This is a genomic window from Streptomyces sp. NPDC058864 (assembly GCF_042742985.1).
Classification (GTDB): Bacteria; Actinomycetota; Actinomycetes; order Streptomycetales; family Streptomycetaceae; genus Actinacidiphila.
Genome location: NZ_JBHYMQ010000052.1, coordinates 39,605 through 62,931, shown reverse-complemented (window position 1 = coordinate 62,931; position 23,327 = coordinate 39,605). Strand labels below are relative to the sequence as shown.

Sequence of the window (23,327 nt, the reverse complement as noted above, 5' to 3'; positions counted from 1 at the left end):
CAATGCTCATCCGATAGGTCGCTCGGATACGGTCTTCGCTCCATGCCCGCATCCCAGCATGGACATGACGAGCAGTCGGCCGGGACGAGGATCAGTAACACGATCGAGCGATCGCGAACCAGGGAAGATCGGACTTAACGACCTCTCAGAAGGCCAGGCGTGACCGGCTGGACGCGAAGCAACGGACCGCCCTCGCCGAACTGGGCTACATCTGGGCTGTGGAAGAGTCCGGGCGCAGCTGACGTTCGCCGATGCTCCATACCCCCATTACCGGATGGGCTGATGAACCGTTTGATTCTGTATGCACGATGCTGGGTGACCAGAGGGTCCGTAGCGTCGTCGAGAAGACCGCGCGCGCCACGTCGGTGTGGCCTCGCCGAACGCACACCGGCGAACTCCTCAGCCTCTGCGACTACCAGGCTTCCCCATCAGTGACTCCCCCGCCTCCGCCGTCACAGCAGCCGCACCGGACCGCATGGTGATGAGGATCTTTGAAATCGGCTCTGTCCGCAGTTCCGTGAATCTCCAGGCCATAGGGGTGAGCGGGGGATCATTTCGGCAGAGTATGACCCGGCATGGCAAGCACAACGGTCGAGGCTGTGCTGTTTCCCGGAATTGATGTGCGAGTGGAGCGCGTCAGCGCCTCCACCGACGTCCTCGTGGTGGAGGCGGTGTCTACCGCTCGCTCGGACCGGTGCCCCGACTGCCGGAGACAGGCGAGGCGCATACACAGCACATACCAACGAACCTTGACTGACAGGCCGTTGGCGTCTCACCAAGTCACAGTCCGCCTGCGGGTCCGCCGGTACTTCTGTGATCGGAAGAGGTGTTCCCGCAAGACGTTCGTCGAGCAGGTGCCGGGATTGTCCGAGCGCCACCGTCGCTCCAGCGTCGAGCTGACGGGGTGGCTGCGGTCGATCGCGGTGGAGCTGGGCGGCCGTCCGGCCGGGCGATTGTGCCGCCGCCTGCGGCTGGCCGCGGGCCGGACCCGGCTGCTCAAGCTTTTGACGGCGCCGACGGTGCCGGACCGTGCGCCACGAGTGCTGGGGGTCGACGAGTTCGCCTTCCGCAAGGGCTGCACATACGGCACCGTGCTGGTCGACGTCGAGGCCGGCCAGGTCGTGGACGTGCTGCCCGACCGCACCTCAGCTACGTTCGCGGCCTGGCTTACCCAGCCTCCGGGAGCCGAGATCATCTGCCGGGACCGGGCCACCGCCTACACCAAGGCGGTCGGGGAAGCCGCCCCGGACGCTCTGGAAGTCGCTGATCGCTGGCACCTGTTGCAAAACCTGCCCGCCGCGGTGGAGAAGACCTGCCACCAGCACCGCGACTGCTTGCGCAAACGTGCCGAGGAGGAGACGGTGACCGAGGTGCCGGAGCCGCCCCCGATGCTGTTACCGCCCGCGGAACTGCCCCGCACCCAAATCATCGAACGCACCCGCCACCGCTACGAGGACATCAACCGCCTGCTGGAGAAACGCTGGACGATCAGCGCCATCGCCCGCCGTCTGAACCTCGACCGCAAGACCGTGCGCCGCTTCCGCAACACGAACCTCGACGAACTGCTGGCCTCCGCCCGCGAGCGCCGCCCAAACGGCGTCCTGGAGCCGTTCAAGGCATACCTCAACGCCCAATTCACCCAAGCCCAAGGCCAGGTCAGCGGCACCCGGCTGTGCCTGGAGATCCAGGCTCGCGGCTATCGCGGCAGCCGCCACGTCGTCCGCAAACACCTCGCTGCCCTTCGCGCGGGTACCGCCGAGCCGGTCCGGGCCGACATTCCGAGCCCCCGCAAGATCACCTTGGCGGCTTGCCGGTGGCCAAGCCCCCATCTTCCCTCCGGCCTCGCTGGGTGTCCCTGTGGTGATCGGGGTGCGGTTCTGGTTGACGGCCTGGCTACTGGGCCCTGGCGGCGCCGATTCGGGCGGGGCGGGGCACGCGGATGACTTTGAGTACTCCACCCCGTGAGGACTACCAGAATCGACATGGTGACGGTAAAAATCGACATCGTGTAGACTTTCTGGTGGACGAACGGTCCGCGTCCTCGCAAGACCTCTCTGGAGGAACAGTGCAGAAGCAGAACTGGCTCATCACCGGCGTCAGCACGGGCCTCGGACGTGCCTTCGCCGAGGCCGCCCTGGCCGCAGGTCATACCGTCGTCGGCACAGTCCGCTCCGAGGAGGACCTGCGGGCCTTCGAAGAACTCAGGCCCGGTAACGCTCACGGTCGCCTGCTGGACGTGACGGACGATGACGCCGTCCCCAGTGTGGTCGCGGAGGTGGAGCAGAGCGTCGGTCCTTTGGATGTCATCGTCGCCAACGCCGGCTACGGCCTGGAGGGAACCTTCGAGGAAACCCCGCTGGCCGATGTGCGGCGGCAGTTCGAGGTCAACGTGTTCGGGGCGGTGGCCACGCTGCGGGCGGCGCTGCCCCACATGCGCCGACGTCGCCGCGGACATCTGATGGCCGTCACCTCCATGGGCGGGCTCATGGCCGTGCCCGGCATGTCCGCCTACTGTGGCAGCAAGTTCGCCCTGGAAGGCATCCTCGAGGCCCTGGGCAAGGAAGTCGCGCAGTTCGGCATCCACGTGACGGCGATCGAGCCCGGCTCCTTCCGCACCGACTGGGCCGGACGGTCCATGACACGCGCCGAGCGGACCGTCGACGACTACGACGAGTTGTTCACCCCGATCCGCGAAGCGCGGCAGAAGGCCAGCGGCAACCAGCTGGGCAATCCAGCCAAAGCCGGGGACGCCCTCGTGCACATCACTTCGGTCGAGCGCCCGCCGGCCCACCTCGTCCTGGGCTCGGACGCGCTGCGACTGGTCACCGCCGCCCGCGCGGCCGTGGACGAGGACATCCGCGCATGGGAGGCACTCTCCCGTACGACCGACTTCGCCGACGGCGCGCAGCTCTGATGCCCGCCCACCACCCCGCGCGGAGCCGTCGCGCCGCCGAACGCAAGGGCGACGTCCGGGAGCGGGCCATCCTCGACACCTGCGAGGCCCTGCTGGCGCACAAGGGCTACGAGGCCATGACCGTCGGCGACATCGCCCAGGGCGCCGGCATCACCCGCGGCGCGCTGTACTTCTACTACGGTTCCAAGCAAGAAGTGGTCACGGCACTCGTGGCCCGGACCGTCGAGCACCTGTGGGAGCGGTCTAGGGCCACCGCGGAGGCAGACGAGCCGCGCCGGGCCATCGCGGCAGCCATGCAGCGCACGGTTGAGCTGTGGAATGAGCACGGCCTGGTCATGCGCACGGCGATCGACCTGTCGTTGACCGTGCCCGAGATCGGCGAGCTGTGGAACCACACGGCTGACCTGTTCATTGCGGCTATCACCGCCGTCCTGGAACGCGCCGGCATCCAGGCCGGCGCCGCACCCGACCAGGCACCGGCGATGGCACGCGCCCTGTGCTGGATGATCGAACGGACCTTCTACCACGCCTCACAGGAATCCCGCGAGAAGCTCCACGATGCGTCGGCGACCTGCGAACACATCTGGCTGACCAGCGCCGGTCTGACCACCTGAGGAGTCTGCCATGGACGCGGTAAGACGCTCCACGTGCTCCAGGCCGCCGGGATCACTCTGCTCGGCATCGGCGTCCTCGCGGCCGGGGTCAACGCCCCGGGCGTGGTCGTGCACGCGCACGCGTTGGCACCGTAGGGGGTTTGCGTCGGCGAGGTCTACGCCGCTGACTGCTTCTTGCGCTTATCGAACTTGATGCGCAGCTCAGCGGCAAGCGCAATGGCGCAGAAGAACATCGCTACGACAAAGGCGGCGGGAAGGTGGGGCCCGTCACCGATGCTGCTGAGGCAAGCGAAACCGAGCATGCCCGAGGTGTCCCGGACCACAGCTGTCCACTGACGCTGGACGGAGTGACGGACGGCCGACACGAGGCTGACGATGGCGAGAAGGGCGTAGAAGACCGAACCGGTCCAATGACCAAGCACCGGCCGATGATGGCACGTCGTGCTGCGCCGGGCACTGAGCCCCCCATGCACCCGCGCCGCGAGTCGCACCGGCTACGGCTGCTCGCCGCCCTCGAGGTGTTGTGGAACGAGTCCCGTATCCGGCTGACGGTGAACCTGCCCGGCCGGACCGCCGCTACCGACCACGAGTTCGTGCTCCCCCGGTCAGCGCGCGCGCCGCTGCGGCTCTGGCTGCCGGTGCACCGGGCCGTCGTCGCCCGGTACCTGGACGCCGGGCCAGGCCACCCGGCGAATCAGGCGCTGTTCGTAACGCTGCGGCACGCCGTGGCCGAGCTTGTCGGGCGCCTCGCGGATGGTGCCGCCCGGCATCCGCATCACGGGGAACGGGCTGGAGACGGACTACAGCAAGTGAGCGCGGTGGCTGAACGGCGAGCACGTCGGCCAGAAGGGCTGGCCGGTCCCGACCGACCTGTACACCGTCGCCCGGGGCGGCGCGGTCCATCGCGCCGCCAAGCGCCGGTGAGCCTCGGGCTCATCCCGCAGCGGGCTGCCACTCCTCGCGGAGGATGCCGTAGGTGATGGAGTCCCGCCACGCCCCTCGGACGAGGACGTGCCCGCGGATGCGACCCTCCTCGGTCATACCGGCGGCAAGGAGGGTCTTCTCGGAGGCTGTGTTGTGCGGGGAACGTGCGGCCCAGACACGGTGAAGGTCAAGACCCTCGAAGGCCAGAGCGAGGAGGAGGTGAACCGTCTCGCGGCCGTAGCCGACTCCCCACGCGTCGGGGCGGAGCGCGAAACCGATCGTGGCGGCGCGCTGCTGGTGCGGGTCCAGGGCCAGCCGGGCGTAGCCAATGAGCTGCCCGCTCTCCCGTTCGACGACGGCGACCGCGAACTCATCGCGGGGGGTTGCAGCAGCCGCAGCAATGCCACGCGCCACGACGCCGCCTACTTCCTCGCGGGAGCGAGGAGGAAAGCTCAGGTGCTCCGTCGCCTCCGGGCTGCCGTAGATGGCGTGGACGGCGTCCACGTCGTCCAGGGTGAGCTCACGGAGGGACAGGCGGGCATCGTGGCGGGTGACCGGATTCATGCCGGGGACTCTACCCTTGGCGATCAGCGGGGCAGCGCGAGAGCCGGGCGGCTGGCGAACGCGGTGATCTCTTCGCGCAGCTCGCGCGCGGTGGCCGCGTCTCGCACGGGCCCGCATGTGAGGGACGTCCGGACGCGCTCGACAGAGCTGATGATGGGGGCGTTGCGCTGCGCGGCCGGCAGGTCCAGCACGGGGTGCACGGCCTCGGCGGCGCCGTCGAGGTCGTCCAGGTAGAGCCGGGCAAGGGCGAGGTTCGTCCGTGCTCCTGCCTCATCGCCGAAGGCCCAATTCGGGTCGCCGTGGTTGGCGAATCCGCGCACGGCGCTCTCGGCGCTGCGGACCAGCTCGGCGTTGCCCTGCCCGAGGAGCACGCGGGCCTCCACCGCGTAGTAGTCCTGGCGGATCGTGGGGAAGGTGAAATGCCCGCCGAAGGCGTCCAGGTCGTCGGGAGTGGTGCGGTCGCGCAGTGCCGTAGCACGGTGGTTGGCGGTCTCGACGGTGGCGGCATCGCCGAGGGCCGCAGCAGCGCGGGCTTCGAGGCTCGCGAGCCACACGCCGACGCTGCCGTGGACATCCACGCCCGCCACGCTCCCCTTGCGGGCGTAGTGCAGGGCGTCGTCAGGGCGGTAGGAGATCAGGGACTGCAGGCCGAGGACCCAGGCGCTCATGGCCGTGTGGTCGGCTTGTTCGGCGCAGACAGCCGCGGTGCGGGCCTGCATCATCGCGCTGCGCGGGTCGCGCAGGTCGTGGCTGGCCTTCGCGAGCATGCCGGAGAGCACTGCGGCGAGGAGGTACAGGTCCCGATGCTGAGCGGGCTTGGCCCGGCCGCTCTCCAACAGGCGGAACGTGCGGTCCTGGAGGTCGGTAAGGTCGTGGAGGATCGTGCCGAGGGGGACGCGGGTGTAGAGGCCGGCCAGGCGGCCGACCTCCTCTTGCAGGAACGCCAGTGTCTCGGGCCCGATCTGGTGGTTCTCTGCCCCCATCGCGAATTCCATCGCGCGTCGTGCGGCCATAGCGGCTTGCCTTCCCATCATGTGCAGGTCCGCGGCCGGGTCGGCGCGGAGCGGTGTGTCTGGCGCGCTGACGGACTCCGGCTGGTGGCGGGTGTGCCCCTGGGAGTCGGACACCTCGGAGAGCAGTTCCGTGATCGGTCGCCGGAACTGGTGCTCAAGCACTTGGCGGGCGTCGGTTTGCGGCTTAGGCACTGTTCCTCGGATCATGTGCGGAGCCAGATCACCAGGGCTGCGACGGTGACGGTTCCGAGGTAGGTGTAGGCGCGTTTGTCGTAGCGGGTGGCCACTGCCCGGAAGTTCTTGAGGCGGTTGATCGCCCGCTCGACGACGTTGCGTTTCTTGTACCGCTGTTTGTCGAAGCCGGTCGGCCGACCGCCGGCCGAGCCCCGCCTGCGGCGGTTGGCCCGCTGGTCCTTCGGCTCGGGAATGGTGTGCCGAATCTTGCGTCGCCGCAGGTAGCGGCGATTGTTGCGGGAGCTGTAGGCCTTGTCCGCGCTGACACTGTCCGGCCGGGTGCGGGGCCGACCAGGCCCTACGCACGGCACCGAGATCTTCTCCAGTACGGCCTGGAACTGCGGGCTATCGCCGTGTTGACCGGGCGTCAAAACGATCGACAGCGGACGGCACCGGCCGTCGGCCGACAGGTGGATCTTCGTGGTGAAGCCGCCGCGCGAACGGCCTAAGCACTCGCCTGCCTGACCACCTCCGCCAGGCGGACGGACAGGCTCGCCAGTGCCGGATCGCCCAGGTTTGCCCCGCTGTGAGGCCCCTTTTCAGGAGTAATCACGGGTGGAGCGGCCTTGCGGGCGCCGGCGGCATGCTGATGGGCCCGGGCCGTCGTGGAGTCCACCGACACATCCCAGTCGATCCTGCCCTCGGCGTTCTCGGCCGCCTGCACGCGCGCCAGCAGCATGTCCCACGTACCGTCCGCCGACCAGCGGCGATGCCGCTTGTAGACCGTTTCCCACGGCCCGAAGCGCTCCGGCAGGTCTCGCCACGGCACCCCCGTCCTGGCCCGGAACAGCACCCCGTTGATGACCTTCCGGTGCTCGCTCCACCGACCGCCACGCGCACCACCACGAGGCAGGAGCGGCTCCAGCCGCCCCCACTCCGCATTCGTCAGATCTCCACGGCCAACCATGCTGAACAGCGTCAACCCATTACGCATGATCACGTCAGGAGATCCGAGAAACAGCACCTAGTCCGGCCGTCGTACCAGCGTTCATACGTGCTCTCGGAGCAGTCCACATTGGCGAGCGAGGGTTCTTGGACCTCGGCCGCCGGTTCCCTTGCTGCCTGACGGTAGCGGCGGCGAAAGGAGGCGTAGTTGTTCCAGCCCTGCTGGTCGATAAGGACCCGGAGGAGCGTGGCCATGAGTGCCACCTCTGCGGTGGATCAGCGCGTCATGACGAACGGTAAGGCGGTCATTTCCCCGAACAGCAACTTCGACTGACTGTGCATCAAGTCTGACGCCTGTCTGCATCGCGCGTCATCCTTCCGGGCCGAGATGACGTCGATGTGGTGGTGGATCTGCTGTGGTGGGCGTTGCCACGATCGGCGTCATAACCAGCGAGTGCCCGCCTCGGCGCAACCGGTAACGCGGGGCCCGCCGCGAGCACACACGGACCCCTACTCGACCTAGGGACAGCGATGATCCCCGCACGGAAACCTGACGCCGCCATTGCGCTTCCGCCGCCACCCGACCTGTCCGACGTCATCCGTCTCCTGTCGACGCTCCCCGAGTCCGCGGGCCTGCAGCTCCCCTGCGGCACCTGGTGGGACATAGTCGTCACGAGCGGCCGGAGCGCCGGTCAGGATCTGATCTGGTGGATGCGCCGCAACCAGCCCGGCGGGTGTGGTGCGGTCGCTGCCGACGACGAGCACAACCTACTCCTCTGGCTCGTCCCCGCGACCGGCTCCCGGCACTGGCTCCACCCGGGCGGTGTGTGGGTGTCACGTCCCGTCGAGATCGTGCTGCCCTCGCTACGCCGCATGGCCGCGCCCGGCCCGTACTGGGCCACGTCGCTGGCGTTCGGCCACCTCACCGACCCGCGGTTCCTGCGCGCCGGCCTCGACCACCTCGGCATGACCGACCCGCCGGACACCGGCAAGGCGCTGTCCGAGCTTCCCCAGGGCAACTGACCGCCCGGCCCCTGATCTCCCTCCTGCCGGGGAGGACGCCCCCACCCCCGCGGGGCAGCACCACCCCGCCGCGCGCACCGGCGAGCCTGCACGGATCATCACCCACTGCGCGCGGCGAACCCATCAGATCCGCAACCAATGGAGGACCACGACATGTTCAGCCACGCCGATCGCATGCCCACCGGAACCCCGCTGCCCTCGGGCCTACCCACCCCGCCGCCACTCGGCGTCAGCCGGATGGCGCCCTACCCGGGCGCCCCGGCGCCCGCCTACTCGCGCGCCGAGCTGGACCCGGCGTCGCAGACCACCCGGTTCTACGACGCCAGCGGCGGCATCGTGGAGATGCCGGGGCACGGCACGAGCACCGGCACCCAGCCCTCCACCGCCACCAGCCCGGACGGCAGGTCGACGCCGATGTGGCGGTGGTGGCACTCGGGAGCATCCGAAACACCGAGTGGCTGCGGGAGTCGCGACTGGCGGCGGGTGTATGGGGAATCACGTGCGACACCGGCTGCCGCGCCCTCGACATCAAAGGCCGCGTCACCAACGACGTCTTCGCCGCGGGAGACGTGGCACGTTGCCCGAACCCCGTCTACGAAAACCGGCTCATTTCGATGGAGCACTGGGTCAACGCCGTCGAGCAGGCAGAGGTCGCGGCACACAACATGGTCAGCGCCCCGGAGGACCGCCGAACCGACCTGTCCATCCCGCTGTTCTGGTCGATCCAGTTCGGCGTCAACATCAAGTCCGTAGGCGTGCCGACCTTCGCCGACCAAGTGGCCGTCACCCAGGGCTCGCTGGACGACCGCCGCTTCGTCACCGCATACGGCTACCGGGGCCGCGTCACCGCTGCCGTGAGCTTCAACAACGGCAAGTGGCTGGACCACTACCGACACTTGGTCGAGACGGCCGCACCATTCCCGCCCCCCTGCCCCACGCCGGACCAGCCGGCCGACGTGAAACCGGTGCCCGTTGATCTCCCCGACCCCGCCCTGCTCGCTCAGGGCGCCACGGTGGTCGTCACCGGCCAGGACCCGGGTGGGCGCCGCGTCACGGCCGTACACCAGCATCGACAGGCGGAAGACCGGACCACCACAACCGAGACACCCGGCACACTGCAACGGATCTTCGACTACTCCGCCCGGGCGGACCCGTACCCGCTGTATGCCGAGCTGCGTCGGACGCCGGTGGCTCGGCAGGAGGACGGCAGCTACGTCATCAGTACGTCCGTGAGATCACGGACGTACTGAACGACCCGCATCTGAGCTCCGACCTGCGCAATCTGTCGCATCCGCCACCCCCCGTCGAGGGAGCGGCCACATCGTCGTTCATCCACATGGACCCGCCCGAGCACGATCGCCTGCGGCGTATGGTGATGCGTCACTTCGGCCCCCGGCACACCCCGGGGCTGGTGATCGGCATGGAAGGCGACCTGACCGCCGTCGTCGCGGGCCTGATCGACGACGTGGCGGGCAAGGAGCGGATCGACGTCGTCGACGATTTCGCGTTCCCGTCCCCCGTGACCGTGACCTGTCGCGTGCTCGGCGTGCCACGCGAGAGCGAACCGGATGTCCACCGCTGGGTGAGCGACCTGATGAACTCGGTCGATACAACCCCGAGACCGACCCGAAGAAGAAACTGGACAAGGGCGTACAGGCTCGCAAGGACTTGCGCGAATGCCTCGGCGACCTGGTGGAACAGAGCCACCGCCGGCCGGGAGGCGGCCTGCTGTCACGGCTGGCCAACGACGACGGGCCCGACGGCCGGATGGCCGACGCCGAAATCGTCGCTACCGCCAGACTGCTCCTCATCGCCGGCCACGAGACCATCGTGAACCTCATCACCAACGGGATGCTGACACTGCCGCGCCACCCGCCGGTGCTGCAGCGACTGCGCGACGAACCGGACCTCGTCGTGTCACTGGTCGAGGAACTGCTCCGCTACGAGCCCCCCGTCCACATCATCCCCTGGCGGGTGGCGTACAGCGACGTCACCGTCGCCGACACCGTCATCCCCCAGGGCTCGCGGATCATGCTCATGCTGGCCTCAGGCAACCGCGATCCAAAGCGCTTCCCCGACCCGGACCGCTTCGACCCGGATCGCCATGACAACCAGCACCTGGGGTCCGGCAGCGGCATCCACCTGTGTTTCGGCGGCCCCCTGGCCCGGCGGGAAACGCAGATCGCGCTGACCGAGTTGGTACGCCAGCTCGACCGCCCCAGGCTGGTCGCCGACCCGCCGCCGTACCGGCCCAGCGCCGTTCTTCGGGGTCCGATCCATCTGGACATCGAGCAGGGTGACGGTTGACACGGCAGCCACCGGTAGATGAAAGGTCGCGCCGCGGACGGCTCCGCCCGGCCGGCTCTGCATCCGACAGCAACTCGCCACCCTCCTCAGCTTCATCCCGTCCACCGTCTGATGCCACCGTCCTCCTGCGGGGCGGGAGCGGCATCGCATCGCGGACGACCGCCCACTCCGCATCCGTCACAGCGAAGGGGAAGGTGCCGCAGTCTCAGACGGTGCAGCCGGGGCCGATGAGGGGGCGAACACAGACGTTGCGCGCGGCACCGCCGTCGTTGGTGTTGGTGCCGGGGCCGCCGTCGAGGACGTCGGGGCCGTTGTCCCCGAGGAGGGTGTCGTTGCCGTTGCCGCCACTGAGGGTGTCGGCTCCGTCCTGGCCCTCGAGGCGGTCGTTGCCGTCGCCGCCGGTGACGATGTCGTTGCCGTCGCCGCCGCACAGGATGTCGTTGCCGCCGCGGCCGTCGATGATGTCGTTGCCGCCGAGGCCGAGGATGACGTCGTTGCCGGGCGTGCCGACGAGGACGTCGGCGCGGTTGGTGCCCACGATGGTGGGCGTCGCGGTGGCGCAGGTGAGGGCGGGGGCCGGACGGACGGTGATCGTGAACTGCATCGAGACGGGCGGCACGCCGGAGTCGGGGTCGGTGGCCGTTACTGTGAACGTGTACGTGCCGGTCGACGTCGGGGTGCCTGAGATCACTCCGTTCGTCCCATTGAGGCTCAGGCCGGGAGGCAGAGAGCCCGCGGTGACCGCGAAGGCGGGGGCTCCGGTACCGCCGCTGGTCTGCAGGGTGGTGGAGTAGGCGATGCCCTGGGTGGCGTCCGGCAGCGGGCTGGTGGTGACGAAGGCCAGGTCCTGGACCGTGTATTTGATCGTCACCTGGCCGTTGGCGGTGGGGGTTCCGACCGGCGAGACGCTGTAGGCGGTGCCGGTTCCCGCGGGGTCGGCGAAGCTGGAGCCCCCGCCGCCGCTTCCTCCGCCGGCCGCACCGGCGGTGGTAGCCGAAGCGCCGCCGCCACCACCGCCGAAGTAGCCGCCTCCACCGCCTCCACCGCCACTGACGACGAGGCTGGTGCTGCAGCCGGAGTAGTTGCCGCCGGTACCTCCGGCGCCGACGGCAGCTCCGGAGGGTCCGCCCCCGGTGTTGCCCGGCTGACCCGTGCAGGATCCGGCGACGGCTCCCACGCCCGCCGCACCCGGCGCGGTGGTGGTGGCTCCGCCACCGCCGCCCCCGGGCGAACCGCCGAGCGTCCCGCCCGGGCTTCCGTCGGTACCGGCGGGGGTTCCGCCGTTGCCGCCCTGGGTCGGAAGATTGCGTCCCCCATTGCCGCCGCCTCCGCCCGCCACCACGAGCAGGCTTCCGCCTGCCGCCACGCTCGATGCCCCGCCTCCGCCCGAGCCGGTGGACAGGGGAGTGGTCGTTCCGTTTCCACCCGCGCCTCCACCGTTGTAGCCACCGGCACCTCCGGTGCTGGAGCAGGACGCCCCACCGGCACCGCCCACGTTGACGGTGACGACCTTCGCGGTCGCGGAGGCCGGAATTGTGGTGACGACCCGCGCCCCGCTACCGCCCGTCCCGCCGTTGGGGCAGGTTGCCGGGACGGCGCTGCCGCCGCCGGCGCCGTCAGCGGTGACCGTCGCCACCGCGTTCGCCGGAATGGTGAAGGTCTCCGGGGCGCCCGTGAAGGTGAAGGTATGGGTGATGTCGACCGCTCGGGGCGATGCGGTGGTGGCCGCCGCCGGCACGCTTCCGGCACCGGACAGGACGACGCACAATGCCGTCACGGTGCCGGCCCCTGACCACCTCCGGCCGCTGCCGGGCCCCCCGGGCCGTCGCTCTGACGGCGTGATCGAAGACCGCCGTATGTGCCTTCCGTTCACCGATCTCTCCCAGCTGCTGGTGTCGGTCGTGTAAGCGCCCGTGTGGTCGGCGGCGGACGCGTGTCCGCACCTGTGTGACCCACGGTGCACGAAGGCACGACGAATTGAGATATAAGCAGTCTGTTTGGGTGTACATGGGCGCGCCCGGCTTACCCCTCCGGCCGGCCGGGGGTGCGGTGCGAACGGCCATCCGTCTCCCTTTGAAGGGCCGGGGCGAGTCCGCGCAGGGGGGCCTGACCTGGTGGCGCCCCCCCAAGACTGCCAGCCGCCACCTTGAGTCCTGACGGGCTGATCGGCCCACTGGCCTGGGTTGGCGGTGGCGATGACCGCGCCATCGTGGCGTTCCGGGGTGGGTAGGTTGGTGTCGTCCCGTGCGGCGCCCTGGCCTGCGGTGGTGAGTAAACGCTCCTCACCGGTGACTTCACGGCACTCACCGACCGCAGGTGATTGAACCGTTCCGGGTTCGGTAGGGACTCGATCGTTTGAGAGGATCGAGTCATGGCACGTCCTTCCCAGTATCCGCTTGAGCTGCGCCGTCGTGCGGTGCGCATGGTCGCCGAGGTGCGGCCCGACTACGACACCGAGTGGGCCGCCATGAAAGCGGTCGCCCAGAAGCTGGGCATCGGCACGACCGAGACGCTGCGCAAGTGGGTCCGGCAGGATCAGATCGATACCGGCACCCGGCCGGGCACGACGACGGAGGAGTCGGCCGAGCTGAAGCGGCTGAAGAAGGAGAACGCCGAGCTGAAGCGGGCCAACGACATTCTCAAAGCCGCGGCGTCTTTCTTCGCGGCCGAGCTCGACCGGACACACACAGGCTCGTAGCGTTCATCGACGAGCACCGGGACCGCTTCGGCGGTGTCGAGCCGATCTGCCGCGTGCTGACCGAGCACTACTGCAAGATCGCCCCCTCCACCTACTACGCCCACCACAAACGCCGGGCTATGCCGTCCGCCAGGACCGTGCGGGACGCCGAACTGAAGGAACAGATCAGTGAGGTCTTCGAGGCCAACTACCGTGTCTACGGGGCGAGGAAAATTTGGCGCGAGCTGAACCGGCAGGGCAGCGACGTGGCCCGCTGCACCGTTGAACGCCTGATGCGCGAGCTCGGCATCGCCGGAGCGGTCCGCGGCAAACGCGTGATCACCACACTGCCCGGCGGGCAGGTCCAGCGGGCCCCGGACCTGGTGGATCGAGACTTCGTCGCCGGTGCCCCGAACCGCTGCTGGGCCGGGGACTTCACCCACGTGAAGACCTGGGCCGGTGTCGTCTACGTCGCTTTCGTCGTGGACACTTTCTCCCTCCGGATCGTCGGCTGGTCGGCGGCCACCGTGAAGGAGACAGTGTTCGTGCTGGACGCCCTGGAAATGGCGATCTGGCAACGCGACCGCGAGCAAAACCCCATCCAACCAGGTGAGTTGATTCACCACTCGGACGCCGGGTCGCAGTACACGAGTTTCCGGCTCGCCGAGCACTTGGACGCCGCCGGCATCGCCGCCTCGATCGGATCGGTCGGCGACGCCTACAACAACGCCCTGATGGAGAGCACGATCGGCCTGTTCAAGACAGAGCTCATCAAGCCCCGACGACCCTGGAAGACGCTGTCCGACGTCGAACTCGCCACCGCCGAGTACATCGACTGGTACAACCACCGACGGCTCCACGGTGAGATAGGCCACATTTCACCCGTCGAATACGAGAAGAACCACTACCGCACAACCACGAAACCCCAGGTCACAACCAACATCTGAGATCTCTACCGAACCCGGAACGGTTCACGACCGTCCGCACCGTGTCCGGCGTTATCCGTCGGACCTGACGGACGTCGAGTGGGCGGTGGTGCGGGACCTGCTCCCGGTGCCGGAATGGCTGGAGGGCAGGGGCGGCCAGCCGGAGGGCTACTGCCACCGGTGTCCGCGTACTCCTCTGAGTGCACCGTCGAGTACGAAGTTGTGTGCGCCAGGGCTCAGGCCACGTCGGTGTCTCGTTGGATGGCTTGGAGGCGGTTCTTGAGCCGGTAGCTGTTGCCGTTGATCGGGACGACCTCGCAGTGGTGCAGGAGGCGGTCGAGGATCGCGGTGGCCAGGACCTCGTCGCCGAAGACCTGGCCCCACTCGCCGAAGGTCTTGTTCGAGGTCAGGATGATGGAGCCCTTTTCGTAGCGCTTGGAGACGACCTGGAAGACCAGGTTCGCTTCGGCTCGTTCCAGCGGCTGGTAGCCCACCTCGTCGACCACGAGAACGGCGGGACGGAGGTAGCCGGTGAGCTTGCTCATCAGCCGACCCTGGTCCTCGGCGGCCTTCAGGTGGCGGACCATGTCATCGAGGCTGGTGAAGTAGATCGAGTAGCCCGCCCGGCAGGCCGCGACCGCCAGAGCGACGGCGATGTGCGTCTTGCCCACTCCCGGCGGCCCCAGCAGGGCGACATTGGCCTTGTCCTCGACGAAGGAGAGAGTGGCCAGGTCTTTGACCTTGCGCGGGTCGAGTTCGGGCTGGAAAGAGAAGTCGTAGTCCTCGAGCGTCTTGTGGTGCGGCAGCTTCGACAGACGCAGCCCGTTGCGGAATCGGCGGTCGTCACGGACTGCGAGTTCCTCGGCCAGCACCAGGTCGATCAGATCGATATAGCCCATCTTGGCCTCGTCAGCCCGCTGGATGTACTGGTTGAGGGCTTCGGCCAGGTGCGGCAGGCCGAGCTTGGCGGCGGTGGCGCGGATGCGGTTGCTGGTCAGCTCGCTCAACGGGCTTCCTTCGTTGGTGCGTTGGTGGTGAAGGGGCGAGTGCCGTTGGTGGTGAAGGGGCGAGTGCCGGTCAGCTCGTCATAGACCGACAGCGGACGGCGGCCGACCTCGACATTCGCGGCGGCGGCCCGGTTCAGCAGAGCCTGCAGTGGCCCGTTCGGCTCTCCCGCAGGGCGGCCGCGGCGAGGGGCGGGCAGATCATCGCCGGTGGTGACGCGGCGGCCGGCGCCCGTGGGCAGACCGTCCCAGTGCCTCTCGTCCACGATGCGGGCGCCTCGGCCGACTGCCCTGGGATGGGCGGCAAGCAGCGTCTGGCCGGTCGCGTCGGGGACGGTGGAATGAAGTGTGATCTGGGACTTCGTGGCCCTGACCTCGACCAGCTGGCGAGGGCGGACCTTGCGGGCGGGAACCGAGTAGAGGTTGGCGTCGAAGGCGACCAGGCAGTCCTTTCCGACATGCCGCAGGTGCCGCTGCGTCACCACGTAGGGGGTTGCCGGCAGTGGGCGAAGAGCGGTGTGGTCGCGCACGGCCCGGTGTCCGATGACCTCACCGTGCGTGCCATGGACCTTTGCCCTCCGCAACGGAACCCAGGCGGTGAAAGCGGCGTTCATTTCATCGATCGAGGAGAAGGCCCGCCCGGCGAGGACGTGGTCGCGGACGATGCCGACCTGGCGTTCGACCCGGCCCTTGCCCTGGGGCCGGTAGGCGGCCAGCACGTCGATGTCGAAGTCGTACTGCCCGGCGAAGGCGACAGCTTCCGGGTGCAGCGGGACTGCCTCGCCCGGGGCGACGTGCCGGCGCACGACCGCTTTGGTGCGGTCGTAGACGATGCTCATCGGCACCCCGCCGAAGTGCGCGAAAGCCTGCCGGTGGCAGTCGAAGAAGGTCGCCAGGTCCTGACCGGTGGTAAAGCAGCAAAACGGGTCGCACGAGTACGACAGCGTCATGTGGAACGAGTAGACCTTCGGGACACCCAGGTGGGCGAGGATCCCTCCCTCGTCGCCCCAGTCGACCTGGGCCTGAGCACCCGGAACGACCTCGAACCGCCGATGGAGGCCCGCCAACTCACCTGGAGCAAGGCCCAGTTCCTCCGCGATCCGCGGCCGGGCTTCTTGCAGATAGAGCTTCACCCGCGGGTAGTTGATGGTGACCGCGTAGTCCTGGACCAGACGTTCATGGATCACCGACGCCTTGAGCAGAATCTCGGATCTGAGCATCGCGTCGATCAACGGCGCGACTTCGTCCACCAACCGCCGAGGTCGCTGACCGGCCGCCTCGCGCTTCGGAGGCGCCAAAGAAGCCGGATCCTTCCGATACTTGCTCACCGTCCGGCGGTTCAGCCCGGTCTCCCTGGCGATCTCCCGAAGGCTCATCGCACCGGACTCATACAGCGGACGAAACCGCCGCAGCTCCAGCCACCGATGTGGATCCAGCACCACCGTCAGTCGCCTCCCTGCCACCCCGACCCGACAGCAGCAGACTCACGGCTCCAACCCCATCACGTGACATAAACGGAGCACATTCCTCCGTACGAGGTGGTGCACGTTCACTTGTACGCCGACAACCGGCAGATGATCGACGCGGTCCGCTGCCTGGTCGCCGGCGGCATCACCTGGCGGGCCATGCCCACGGACTTCCCGGCCTGGGACCGCGTCTACGCGTTCTGGCGGCGCTGGCGCGACAACGGCCTGATCGGTGAACTCCACGACCGGCTCCGCGACCGTCTGCGCACTGCCGAGAGACGGGATCCGGAGCCGACCGCAGGCGTCATCGACGCCCAGTCGGTCAAGGGGGCAGCGTCGGTGCCGGCCGACACGCAGGGCTTCGACGCGGGCAAGAAGATCAACGGACGCAAGCGGCACATCGTGGTCGACACCCTCGGGCTGCTGCTGGCCGTCACCGTCACCGCGGCATCGGTCACCGATCGCGACGCCGGCCACAGCCTGCTGACCCGGCTACGCGAACGACACTGGCGCGTGACACAAGTTTGGGCCGACGGCGCCTACACCGGGCAGCTGGCCGACCTCGCCGCGAGTGTCCTGCGGATCGCGCTGACCGTGGTCAAACGCAGCGATCATGCCCGCGGGTTCACCGTGCTGCCGAAAAGGTGGCTGGTGGAGCGCACGTTCGCGTGGCTGATGCGCTCCCGCCGTCTGGCCCGCGACTACGAGACCCGCGCCGACAGTTCGGAGGCGATGATCTACTGGTCGATGAGCATGGTCATGAGCCGCCGCCTCGCGAGACGCAGACGCTGAACATCCCCGGCACCGCCTCGGCCAGCCAGCCCCGCGCAACCAGACGCTTGGCCTTCGACCGCACCCCCTCGACCTTCGCCGGCACCGTCGCAAGCCCAAGCGCCACCGCCAGCTGCCGGCAGTCCATCCCTTCGGCGTCCCGGCCGGCCACAATCTCCATGATCCGCCGGTAATCCGGCGCCAGCACCGCAGCCTCGAGCCCGACCCGCCACACCGGCACCACCGAACCGCGCACCGCACCCACCAGCGCTACGGGCCGTTCCTCGCACGCGGCCACCGGCGCATCATCGCCTCCGCGCGGTTCCGCCAGGACTTCGCCGACCGCCTCGCGGGCGATCACCAACCGCTCCCACGCGGCCTCCGCCTCCCGCAACTCGGCCTGCAGAACCTCCACCCGCTGCCGGGCAGCACGCTCCCGCTCCTCCAACAGCCCCATCACCGACGGCATCCGGCACCCCCACCGAAGAGACGCCACGACACGTCATCCCTGCTGCCGAGCCGCCGAAATCATGCCTGACCAGCGGAAACGCAGCAATCACCTACGGAAAGACAACAGCTTCTCACCCAATGACTTCACGGACCTGGCCCAGGTCCGGGACCGGGTCCGGGCATTTGAAGACCGCTACAACACCGCGGCACAGCCGTTCCAGTGGAGGTTCACCACCTCCGACCTGGACGATCTGCTGGCCCGGCCCGACCGACACCAAGAATCCTCCATTGCCCTGGCGGCCTGATCAACCCCCGAGGGACTTCCGGAGCCGACCACTAAGAAGTCATCTCAATTGGCTGGTTCGGTAGTCTGCGAGCGTGGGGATCGTTGAGCGGCTGGTGCCGGATGAGTTGTGGGCCTTGTTCCAGCGGGTGGTGCCGCCTGCACCGACCAGGCCGCAAGGCGGTGGCCGGCGACGGCACGGGGATCGGGAAGTGCTTGCGGCCATCGTGTTCGTGGCGACGTCGGGCTGCACGTGGCAGCAGTTGCCTGCGCCGTCGTTCGGGCCGTCGGGAGCGACTGCGCATCGCCGGTTCACGGAGTGGACGAAGGCGCGGGTGTGGGCGAAGCTGCACCGCCTGGTACTCGACGAGCTCGGCTCACGCGGTGAGCTGGACTGGAGCCGGTGCGCGATCGACTCGGTGAACATGAGGGCCCTGAAAGGGGGGACCTGACAGGCCCGAATCCTGTCGACCGGGGTAAGAAAGGGTCGAAGATCCACTTGATCACCGAAGGCTCCGGTCTACCCATCGCCATCGGGATCTCGGGAGCGAATACGCATGACAGCCAGGCACTGATTCCCTTGATCCGCGGCATACCGCCGATCCGCTCCCGCCGCGGACCGCGCCGGCGCAAACCCTCCAAGCTCTACGCGGACAAAGCCTACGACTACGCTCACCTGCGACGATGGTTACGGCAACGAGGCATCGCCCACCGCATCGCCCGCAAGGGCATCGAGTCATCAGCACGCCTGGGTCGGCATCGCTGGAAGATCGAACGGACCATGGCCTGGCTCGCCGGATGCCGCCGGCTCCACCGCCGCTACGAACGCTCAGCCGACCACTTCCTAGCCTTCACCAGCATCGCCTGCACCCTCATCTGCTATCGAAGACTCACCAAATGAGACGACCTCTAAGGAGCCCAGCCTGCTCGTGCACGCCCAGGTGCGATCGCTCTCATCGACGGCGCCGGGTGCGGCTGGACCACCCACAAGGACCCCGACAGAGCCACAGGCACACTCCGCAGGGTCGAGGACGCAGCAGCGTGGCTCATCTCCCACCCGCGCTGCACCAGATCCTTTGGACCCTACGTCCGGGGCGTAAATCTGGCCTGGGAGCCTGCGAACAGTTGAGAAACGTCAGCGCCCCTCTCAGCTTCGGCCAGGCCGGGCCTTCGGTGATCACTCCGTGCGGCAGCGGAGCTACGCCTCGCGGGTAATTACGTACATCCGGCAGCGGACCGTGCCGTCGGGCAGGTCCACCAGCGTGCTGCGGACCTCGGCGGCCCGGAACTCGATCCACTCCCTGAGCAGCGCCACCTCATCGTCTGGGCCCTGCAGGACAGCCTCGACCATGCGCGGGTTCGCGGGTGGGGTGAGGTCTGCCTCGGAGTCGTGGCTCACAGCATCAATGGTCGCTGCAGCCTGCAGTCACCACACTTCAGGCCGCCGCCGCGCCAGTCGTAGAGCTGGGGGTTCGAGGACGCTGACGGAGTCGGGGCGAGCGCGGCGCGACGGAGGAACTCCAGCAGGTCGGCGCTGCGGTACGCCGTGCCGAAGTCTCGTCGTCAGCGCGGATCGCCCGGGTCCGCCACGCCCCGTCGCTCGCGTGGACCAGATGGAACCCGCTGCCGTGCTCCTCAGTCCGGAGTGAACAGGCAGTGCGACCAAGCGAAAAGACACGCAGCCGGTCCAGGTCGCGCGCGCCCCAGCAGCGTCGGATGCGGGCGGTTCGGCGAGCGGTGAGTTACTCCGGCGTAGTGGTTTCCCAGGCCTGCCCGAGGTAAGACGCCCTACTGGAGTCATCGCCCACTCCGTCGCGGGGCCGGCGGTGGCACCCCGCCCGTCGCGGAACTGCGTCGAGGAGGTGCTCGGAAATGGTGCTTTTCCTGCTGCTTATCATCGCGGCGATCATCCTCGGGTTGATCGGCGCGGTTGCCCATGGTCTGTTCTATCTTTTGATCATCGGCATCGTGGTCCTCGTGCTCGACTTCGTCTACATCGTCGCGAGAGGGCGTCACAGGAGTCAAAGTCTGGTCCGCTAAGGGACCGCCCCCAATGGTTCAGCCGCTGTCGTTTCCCTCTGCCTGCTGAAACTCCCACTCCGCCTCGTCGAGCAGCCTGGCCGTCGCGCGCACCTACCAGCGTGGTGCGGACCCCGGCGGCCTGGACTCGATCCACTCGCGAAGCAGCGGCACTTCACCTCTGGGTCCTCGACCATGTGCGGGTTCGCCGGTGGGGTGAAGCCTTCCGCAGAGTCGTGGCTCCACGCACCGTGCAGTCACCACACCTCAGGCCCACCGCCACGCCAGTCGAAAAGGTCGGGGTCGAGAACGCTGACGGAATCGGGGTCGAGGCCGGCGCGGCGCAGGAACTCCAGCAGGTCGGCCATTCGGTACGCGGTGCCGAGGAGCTCGTTGTCGACGCGGACCACCCGGCCCCCGGTGTCCCCCGGTGGCATCACAACTATGCGGTGTTCCATCCGGCCAGGATGCCCCTGGGGCGGTTGAGGCGCAGGGTGGAAGTGCGGCCTCGTCCAAGCGGAACGAGATTCAGCCCTCCCGGGCGGGGCCGCCCAGGAACGCGGTCCCGTCGACCTCACCGCCCGAGCCCCGGCGGGACCGCACACGGACGCGGCCCCGCCTGCTTTCCCTTGGCTCTGGTCAGGCGGGGCCGCTCACGCGCCCGTCTGGCCGTGCGGGGCAGAGCTGCGGCTGGGCGGGCCCGAGGACGCGGCCCCGTCGAACCTGCCGCACACAGACGGCGGGGCCGCTCCTCAAAGAGGCGGGCGCCCCCGTCGGTCGTTTGCGCGCCACACCACCCGGCCGTAACCCGCCCGCTGTCAGTGGCCGGGGTTAGCATCCGCGCCATGGATGTTCCCGAATCACTCGCTGAGCTGCGCCGGCAGTACGACACAGCCCGGAGGGCACTCGACGCTCACCACCGGGCGACGAAGACCGCAGTCCTTGAGTGGTCGGAGCAACAGCGAGCCGAGAGCGTCGCGCTGCAGGCCAAATGGCAGGAGGTCGCGGCCGAGTTCCAGGCCGCGATCGAGGAGTCCGGCCTCGAAGCGAAGCATGGCTCGTTCGAGCTGGGAAGGGCCATCCGGAAGGCAGCGTACGGCGACGATTACGCCGGCGAGTAGCCAGCCGCACACTCCTGAAGCGTGAGCGACCCCGCCGTGGCGCCGGCAGGGCCGCGGACACGCCCACCTGGCACTCACCACGAACCAGGCGGGCTGCTAAGGGCTAGGGACTGCGCTCCGCGTGGGCGGGGGTCAGGAGATTCCAGCCGACTCCGGAGCACTCGTGCGGAACCGGCGGGAAGGTGTGGCCTAGCACGTCCGTACTGGTGAAGCGGTGGCCCTGGCCACAGGTGCATTCATAGATGCCGCTGGCGGGAACTTTCTCGCCGGGACGATGCATACTCGTCATCTCGTCCAATGTGACCTCCTCGCCAGCCGGGACCTGAGTGGAACAGGTCCCGGCCTGCAAGGGCGTGACCGCCGAGAGGGGGGAGCTTCTCGGGGAACCGCCCGGTCGGGGGGCGAGACGGGCGGTTCCGCAGAGCGCCTTACCTCGCCGGCTTCACCGAAACCCTTCGGGGCCGGAAATTCTCTACAACTCTGGCGGAGCGGAGATCCGCTTGGCATGCCGCATGCCTTCAGGCAGATCGAGCATGCTCGCTCCCGTCGGGAGCACGGGTCTGAGCCAGGCACCGGCGCGGCAACCTGCCCGGCGTGACCGCTGAGACACCGTAACGGCGTCGCGCTCAGGCGGCGGGGAAACTCGGGTCTTTCATCGCGTCCTCATCGCCGATCGCCGAGGGGCGAAGGCCCTTCGGGAAAGCCGCCGCCCGAGCAGGAACAGGCTGCGGCAGCTTCGCCTTGTCGCCTAACCTCTCAGGAGTCGCCGAAACACTCGCGCCATACTCTTGCCGCGTCCGACTCCGCCAGGCGCTGTGTGCGCCGCGGGTCCAGGCAGTGACGGCGAGGATGCGCCGCTGTGCGAGCCCGCCCGGCTGGGGCCCGGGCCTCGTGGATGGTTCACACGACCAGTCGGGCGGACATTTACGGGCGGCCCCGCCTTGAGTCAGGGGGAGGACGGCGGCGAGGTCGCAGTTCCATGGTGCACCGGATCGGCGCAGCCTGCGACGCCCTCACGGCACAGCCTGCGCAGGTGAAGGCCTCTTCTTCCGTGGCGGTCCTGCGGCCGAGTGGAGGCACGTCCGGAAGGATCTCCTTTCCCGAATCCCGCAATGGCCCGTCGTCGCGCGCTGACATGTGGGCCAGGCTCCGCCTCTCGCACGGCAGGAGCCTGGCCCTCGGCCGAAGGACGTCTGGGGATGGAGGACGACCCCTCGGGCGCTGCGCCTAGCCTCCGCGGGCCTGCGCAGGGCCGCAAGCTGGTGGCCGCAAGCAGGTGACGGGCGGCCCCGCCCTGTGACGTCTCCCGCGCGGACGGGGCCGCGCTACCAGCATGCGACTGCTGATGGCTGGGGTCACGCTTGGCTCATGAGCTGCCGAGTGATCGTGTACCCGCCGGCGGGAAGCGGTGGACGCCGCGTACGGTGCGACGGGAAGATCCTTGGTCTCGCATACGCTCCGCGCGATCTGCTCACGCTGGTACGCCGTGCTGGGCTTCCGCTACGGATAGGTGACTTGTACAGCGGCAAGGTCGTCGAGTGGCGCGGGGTCGGCCCCACGATGTGGTGACGCTTCTGGCTTTTGCTAGGGACCTCTCGATACTCGTGCGGGCAGATGCGGAGCTGAGAGCGGGGCGGGAGCGCGGCCCCGCTCGAATGTGCGGCGGAGGCCAGGACGGTGGCCGCAGCCACCGGATGCGCGGTGTGCCGGGCGAGCACGCTGGAGAACGCGAGTCGGGTGGTCGTCCTACCGCCATCGATGAGCGGCGGCCGGCGCGACGAAGGGGCTCTGGGAGTGGCCCTGCGTTGTTCCCTTCGGCGCGTCGGCCCGAAGGCAGCGCAACCGGGCATACGCTCGCGCCGTTGTCTGTGGCCACCTCTGCGGACACGGTCCAGGGCCCCGCCGGCGACACGGGGCCCTTCTTCGTACGCTGAGGACTGCCGCCACAAGGTCACCGTTGGCGAAGCGTTGTGACGGGGCGGCACTTCCACAGGCATGCGGCGGGGGGCCGTGGAATGGGACCCCCCCCATTTGCAAAACAAAAAGCGGGTATTACGCCCCCAGGCAGGACGCGCAACCACCGCGGCCCGGGGGGGGGGGGGGGTGTTGTTGACCCGGCGCAGGACCAACCG

The 23,327-nt window shown here is 68.7% G+C and carries 24 protein-coding genes and 2 pseudogenes; 14 read left to right on the top strand and 12 right to left on the bottom strand.

What is annotated here, in order from left to right:
- Window positions 1-575 precede the first annotated feature (575 nt).
- The 3 genes from ACFW3D_RS30375 to ACFW3D_RS30365 all read left to right on the top strand — a co-directional run bounded on the left by ACFW3D_RS30375 (window position 576) and on the right by ACFW3D_RS30365 (window position 3,528).
- Window positions 576-1,943, top strand: coding sequence for an ISL3 family transposase (locus ACFW3D_RS30375; protein WP_500509397.1), 1,368 nt, complete (start codon window positions 576-578; stop codon window positions 1,941-1,943).
- A 122-nt stretch (window positions 1,944-2,065) separates the two neighbouring features.
- Window positions 2,066-2,914, top strand: coding sequence for an oxidoreductase (locus ACFW3D_RS30370; RefSeq protein ID WP_500509394.1), 849 nt, complete (start codon window positions 2,066-2,068; stop codon window positions 2,912-2,914).
- A complete protein-coding gene (locus tag ACFW3D_RS30365; protein WP_500509391.1) occupies window positions 2,914-3,528 on the top strand; it encodes a TetR/AcrR family transcriptional regulator in 615 nt (204 codons plus the stop codon). The genes ACFW3D_RS30370 and ACFW3D_RS30365 overlap by 1 nt, the downstream gene beginning before the upstream one ends.
- A 155-nt stretch (window positions 3,529-3,683) precedes the next feature.
- Here the strand turns inward: ACFW3D_RS30365 and ACFW3D_RS30360 are convergent, their stop codons facing one another.
- The 6 genes from ACFW3D_RS30360 to ACFW3D_RS30335 form a co-directional block, all read right to left on the bottom strand.
- A complete protein-coding gene (locus tag ACFW3D_RS30360) occupies window positions 3,684-3,950 on the bottom strand; it encodes a hypothetical protein (RefSeq protein ID WP_500509389.1) in 267 nt (88 codons plus the stop codon).
- A gap of 183 nt (window positions 3,951-4,133) precedes the next feature.
- On the bottom strand, window positions 4,134-4,298 hold the full coding sequence (locus tag ACFW3D_RS30355) for a hypothetical protein (RefSeq protein ID WP_500509386.1): 165 nt from the start codon (window positions 4,296-4,298) through the stop codon (window positions 4,134-4,136).
- Between the two features lie 163 nt (window positions 4,299-4,461).
- Entirely contained in the window at window positions 4,462-5,016 is a 555-nt protein-coding gene (locus ACFW3D_RS30350) for a GNAT family N-acetyltransferase (RefSeq protein ID WP_500509383.1), read from the bottom strand.
- A 23-nt stretch (window positions 5,017-5,039) separates the two neighbouring features.
- Complete coding sequence (locus tag ACFW3D_RS30345; protein ID WP_500509380.1) at window positions 5,040-6,236, bottom strand: NsdA family TPR-like regulatory protein; 1,197 nt, start codon at window positions 6,234-6,236, stop codon at window positions 5,040-5,042.
- Window positions 6,233-7,170, bottom strand: a protein-coding gene (locus ACFW3D_RS30340) for an IS5 family transposase (protein WP_500509412.1) whose coding sequence is annotated in 2 segments (ribosomal slippage) — window positions 6,233-6,786 and window positions 6,786-7,170 — 939 coding nt in all. Because the reading frame shifts where the segments join, the coding sequence is not laid out codon by codon here. The genes ACFW3D_RS30345 and ACFW3D_RS30340 overlap by 4 nt, the downstream gene beginning before the upstream one ends.
- Window positions 7,171-7,199: 29 nt before the next feature.
- A complete protein-coding gene (locus ACFW3D_RS30335) occupies window positions 7,200-7,403 on the bottom strand; it encodes a hypothetical protein (protein ID WP_500509378.1) in 204 nt (67 codons plus the stop codon).
- A 276-nt stretch (window positions 7,404-7,679) separates the two neighbouring features.
- On the opposite strand from ACFW3D_RS30335, the gene ACFW3D_RS30330 reads away from it, so the two are divergent.
- The 4 genes and pseudogenes from ACFW3D_RS30330 to ACFW3D_RS30315 all read left to right on the top strand — a co-directional run bounded on the left by ACFW3D_RS30330 (window position 7,680) and on the right by ACFW3D_RS30315 (window position 10,478).
- Window positions 7,680-8,171: a hypothetical protein gene (locus tag ACFW3D_RS30330; protein ID WP_500509375.1), complete on the top strand. Its 492-nt coding sequence runs from the start codon at window positions 7,680-7,682 to the stop codon at window positions 8,169-8,171.
- Between the two features lie 138 nt (window positions 8,172-8,309).
- Complete coding sequence (gene tgmA / locus ACFW3D_RS30325) at window positions 8,310-8,924, top strand: putative ATP-grasp-modified RiPP (protein WP_500509372.1); 615 nt, start codon at window positions 8,310-8,312, stop codon at window positions 8,922-8,924.
- Window positions 8,837-9,085: pseudogene (locus ACFW3D_RS30320) on the top strand (oxidoreductase C-terminal domain-containing protein); the annotation flags it as partial. The gene tgmA and the pseudogene ACFW3D_RS30320, both read left to right, overlap by 88 nt.
- Before the next feature lie 201 nt (window positions 9,086-9,286).
- Window positions 9,287-10,478: pseudogene (locus tag ACFW3D_RS30315) on the top strand (cytochrome P450).
- A 205-nt stretch (window positions 10,479-10,683) separates the two neighbouring features.
- Here the strand turns inward: ACFW3D_RS30315 and ACFW3D_RS30310 are convergent.
- Window positions 10,684-11,844, bottom strand: a complete 1,161-nt coding sequence (locus ACFW3D_RS30310; RefSeq protein ID WP_500509370.1) for a calcium-binding protein — start codon at window positions 11,842-11,844, stop codon at window positions 10,684-10,686.
- Window positions 11,845-11,938: 94 nt separating this feature from the next.
- Here ACFW3D_RS30310 and ACFW3D_RS30305 point away from each other — a divergent pair, with 94 nt between their 5' ends.
- Both ACFW3D_RS30305 and ACFW3D_RS30300 read left to right on the top strand, forming a co-directional pair.
- Complete coding sequence (locus ACFW3D_RS30305; RefSeq protein ID WP_500509367.1) at window positions 11,939-12,385, top strand: hypothetical protein; 447 nt, start codon at window positions 11,939-11,941, stop codon at window positions 12,383-12,385.
- 464 nt (window positions 12,386-12,849) lie between these two features.
- Window positions 12,850-14,102, top strand: a protein-coding gene (locus tag ACFW3D_RS30300; protein ID WP_500509364.1) for an IS3 family transposase whose coding sequence is annotated in 2 segments (ribosomal slippage) — window positions 12,850-13,132 and window positions 13,132-14,102 — 1,254 coding nt in all. Because the reading frame shifts where the segments join, the coding sequence is not laid out codon by codon here.
- 215 nt (window positions 14,103-14,317) lie between these two features.
- Here ACFW3D_RS30300 and istB read toward each other — a convergent pair.
- Both istB and istA read right to left on the bottom strand, forming a co-directional pair.
- Window positions 14,318-15,088 (bottom strand): IS21-like element helper ATPase IstB, encoded by a 771-nt coding sequence (gene istB, locus ACFW3D_RS30295; protein ID WP_500509362.1) that lies wholly within the window; start codon window positions 15,086-15,088, stop codon window positions 14,318-14,320.
- Window positions 15,085-16,527: an IS21 family transposase gene (istA, locus tag ACFW3D_RS30290; RefSeq protein ID WP_500509360.1), complete on the bottom strand. Its 1,443-nt coding sequence runs from the start codon at window positions 16,525-16,527 to the stop codon at window positions 15,085-15,087. The genes istB and istA overlap by 4 nt, the downstream gene beginning before the upstream one ends.
- A 99-nt stretch (window positions 16,528-16,626) precedes the next feature.
- On the opposite strand from istA, the gene ACFW3D_RS30285 reads away from it, so the two are divergent.
- Window positions 16,627-17,343, top strand: a complete 717-nt coding sequence (locus tag ACFW3D_RS30285) for an IS5 family transposase (RefSeq protein ID WP_500509357.1) — start codon at window positions 16,627-16,629, stop codon at window positions 17,341-17,343.
- On the opposite strand, the gene ACFW3D_RS30280 is transcribed toward ACFW3D_RS30285, so the two are convergent.
- On the bottom strand, window positions 17,309-17,791 hold the full coding sequence (locus tag ACFW3D_RS30280) for a hypothetical protein (protein ID WP_500509354.1): 483 nt from the start codon (window positions 17,789-17,791) through the stop codon (window positions 17,309-17,311). The two genes, ACFW3D_RS30285 and ACFW3D_RS30280, sit on opposite strands and share 35 nt — an antisense overlap.
- Before the next feature lie 61 nt (window positions 17,792-17,852).
- Between ACFW3D_RS30280 and ACFW3D_RS30275 the strand changes: the two genes are divergently transcribed.
- Together ACFW3D_RS30275 and ACFW3D_RS30270 are read left to right on the top strand one after the other, a co-directional pair.
- Window positions 17,853-18,077, top strand: a complete 225-nt coding sequence (locus ACFW3D_RS30275; RefSeq protein WP_500509351.1) for a hypothetical protein — start codon at window positions 17,853-17,855, stop codon at window positions 18,075-18,077.
- Window positions 18,078-18,156: 79 nt separating this feature from the next.
- A protein-coding gene (locus ACFW3D_RS30270) for an IS5 family transposase (protein WP_500509409.1) occupies window positions 18,157-18,956 on the top strand; the annotation gives its coding sequence in 2 pieces (ribosomal slippage) (window positions 18,157-18,495 and window positions 18,498-18,956; 798 coding nt in all).
- A 297-nt stretch (window positions 18,957-19,253) separates the two neighbouring features.
- Here the strand turns inward: ACFW3D_RS30270 and ACFW3D_RS30265 are convergent.
- On the bottom strand, window positions 19,254-19,454 hold the full coding sequence (locus ACFW3D_RS30265; RefSeq protein ID WP_500509349.1) for a hypothetical protein: 201 nt from the start codon (window positions 19,452-19,454) through the stop codon (window positions 19,254-19,256).
- A gap of 473 nt (window positions 19,455-19,927) precedes the next feature.
- Here ACFW3D_RS30265 and ACFW3D_RS30260 point away from each other — a divergent pair, with 473 nt between their 5' ends.
- Complete coding sequence (locus ACFW3D_RS30260) at window positions 19,928-20,095, top strand: hypothetical protein (RefSeq protein ID WP_500509347.1); 168 nt, start codon at window positions 19,928-19,930, stop codon at window positions 20,093-20,095.
- Between the two features lie 236 nt (window positions 20,096-20,331).
- Here the strand turns inward: ACFW3D_RS30260 and ACFW3D_RS30255 are convergent, their stop codons facing one another.
- Window positions 20,332-20,532 (bottom strand): hypothetical protein, encoded by a 201-nt coding sequence (locus ACFW3D_RS30255; RefSeq protein ID WP_500509344.1) that lies wholly within the window; start codon window positions 20,530-20,532, stop codon window positions 20,332-20,334.
- Window positions 20,533-20,919: 387 nt separating this feature from the next.
- Between ACFW3D_RS30255 and ACFW3D_RS30250 the strand changes: the two genes are divergently transcribed.
- Window positions 20,920-21,195, top strand: coding sequence for a hypothetical protein (locus tag ACFW3D_RS30250; RefSeq protein WP_500509341.1), 276 nt, complete (start codon window positions 20,920-20,922; stop codon window positions 21,193-21,195).
- Window positions 21,196-23,327 lie beyond the last annotated feature (2,132 nt).

What these genes read in the sequence shown, in the direction of transcription:
- ACFW3D_RS30260 (WP_500509347.1), top strand. Translation starts at nt 19,928, where the DNA reads ATGGTGCTTTTCCTGCTGCTTATCATCGCGGCGATCATCCTCGGGTTG.
- ACFW3D_RS30365 (WP_500509391.1), top strand. Translation starts at nt 2,914, where the DNA reads ATGCCCGCCCACCACCCCGCGCGGAGCCGTCGCGCCGCCGAACGCAAG.
- ACFW3D_RS30375 (WP_500509397.1), top strand. Translation starts at nt 576, where the DNA reads ATGGCAAGCACAACGGTCGAGGCTGTGCTGTTTCCCGGAATTGATGTG.
- ACFW3D_RS30345 (WP_500509380.1), bottom strand. Translation starts at nt 6,236, where the DNA reads ATGATCCGAGGAACAGTGCCTAAGCCGCAAACCGACGCCCGCCAAGTG.
- ACFW3D_RS30250 (WP_500509341.1), top strand. Translation starts at nt 20,920, where the DNA reads ATGGATGTTCCCGAATCACTCGCTGAGCTGCGCCGGCAGTACGACACA.
- ACFW3D_RS30355 (WP_500509386.1), bottom strand. Translation starts at nt 4,298, where the DNA reads ATGCCGGGCGGCACCATCCGCGAGGCGCCCGACAAGCTCGGCCACGGC.
- ACFW3D_RS30255 (WP_500509344.1), bottom strand. Translation starts at nt 20,532, where the DNA reads ATGGAACACCGCATAGTTGTGATGCCACCGGGGGACACCGGGGGCCGG.
- ACFW3D_RS30350 (WP_500509383.1), bottom strand. Translation starts at nt 5,016, where the DNA reads ATGAATCCGGTCACCCGCCACGATGCCCGCCTGTCCCTCCGTGAGCTC.
- tgmA (WP_500509372.1), top strand. Translation starts at nt 8,310, where the DNA reads ATGGAGGACCACGACATGTTCAGCCACGCCGATCGCATGCCCACCGGA.
- ACFW3D_RS30335 (WP_500509378.1), bottom strand. Translation starts at nt 7,403, where the DNA reads ATGGCCACGCTCCTCCGGGTCCTTATCGACCAGCAGGGCTGGAACAAC.
- ACFW3D_RS30280 (WP_500509354.1), bottom strand. Translation starts at nt 17,791, where the DNA reads ATGCCGTCGGTGATGGGGCTGTTGGAGGAGCGGGAGCGTGCTGCCCGG.
- ACFW3D_RS30330 (WP_500509375.1), top strand. Translation starts at nt 7,680, where the DNA reads ATGATCCCCGCACGGAAACCTGACGCCGCCATTGCGCTTCCGCCGCCA.
- ACFW3D_RS30275 (WP_500509351.1), top strand. Translation starts at nt 17,853, where the DNA reads ATGCCTGACCAGCGGAAACGCAGCAATCACCTACGGAAAGACAACAGC.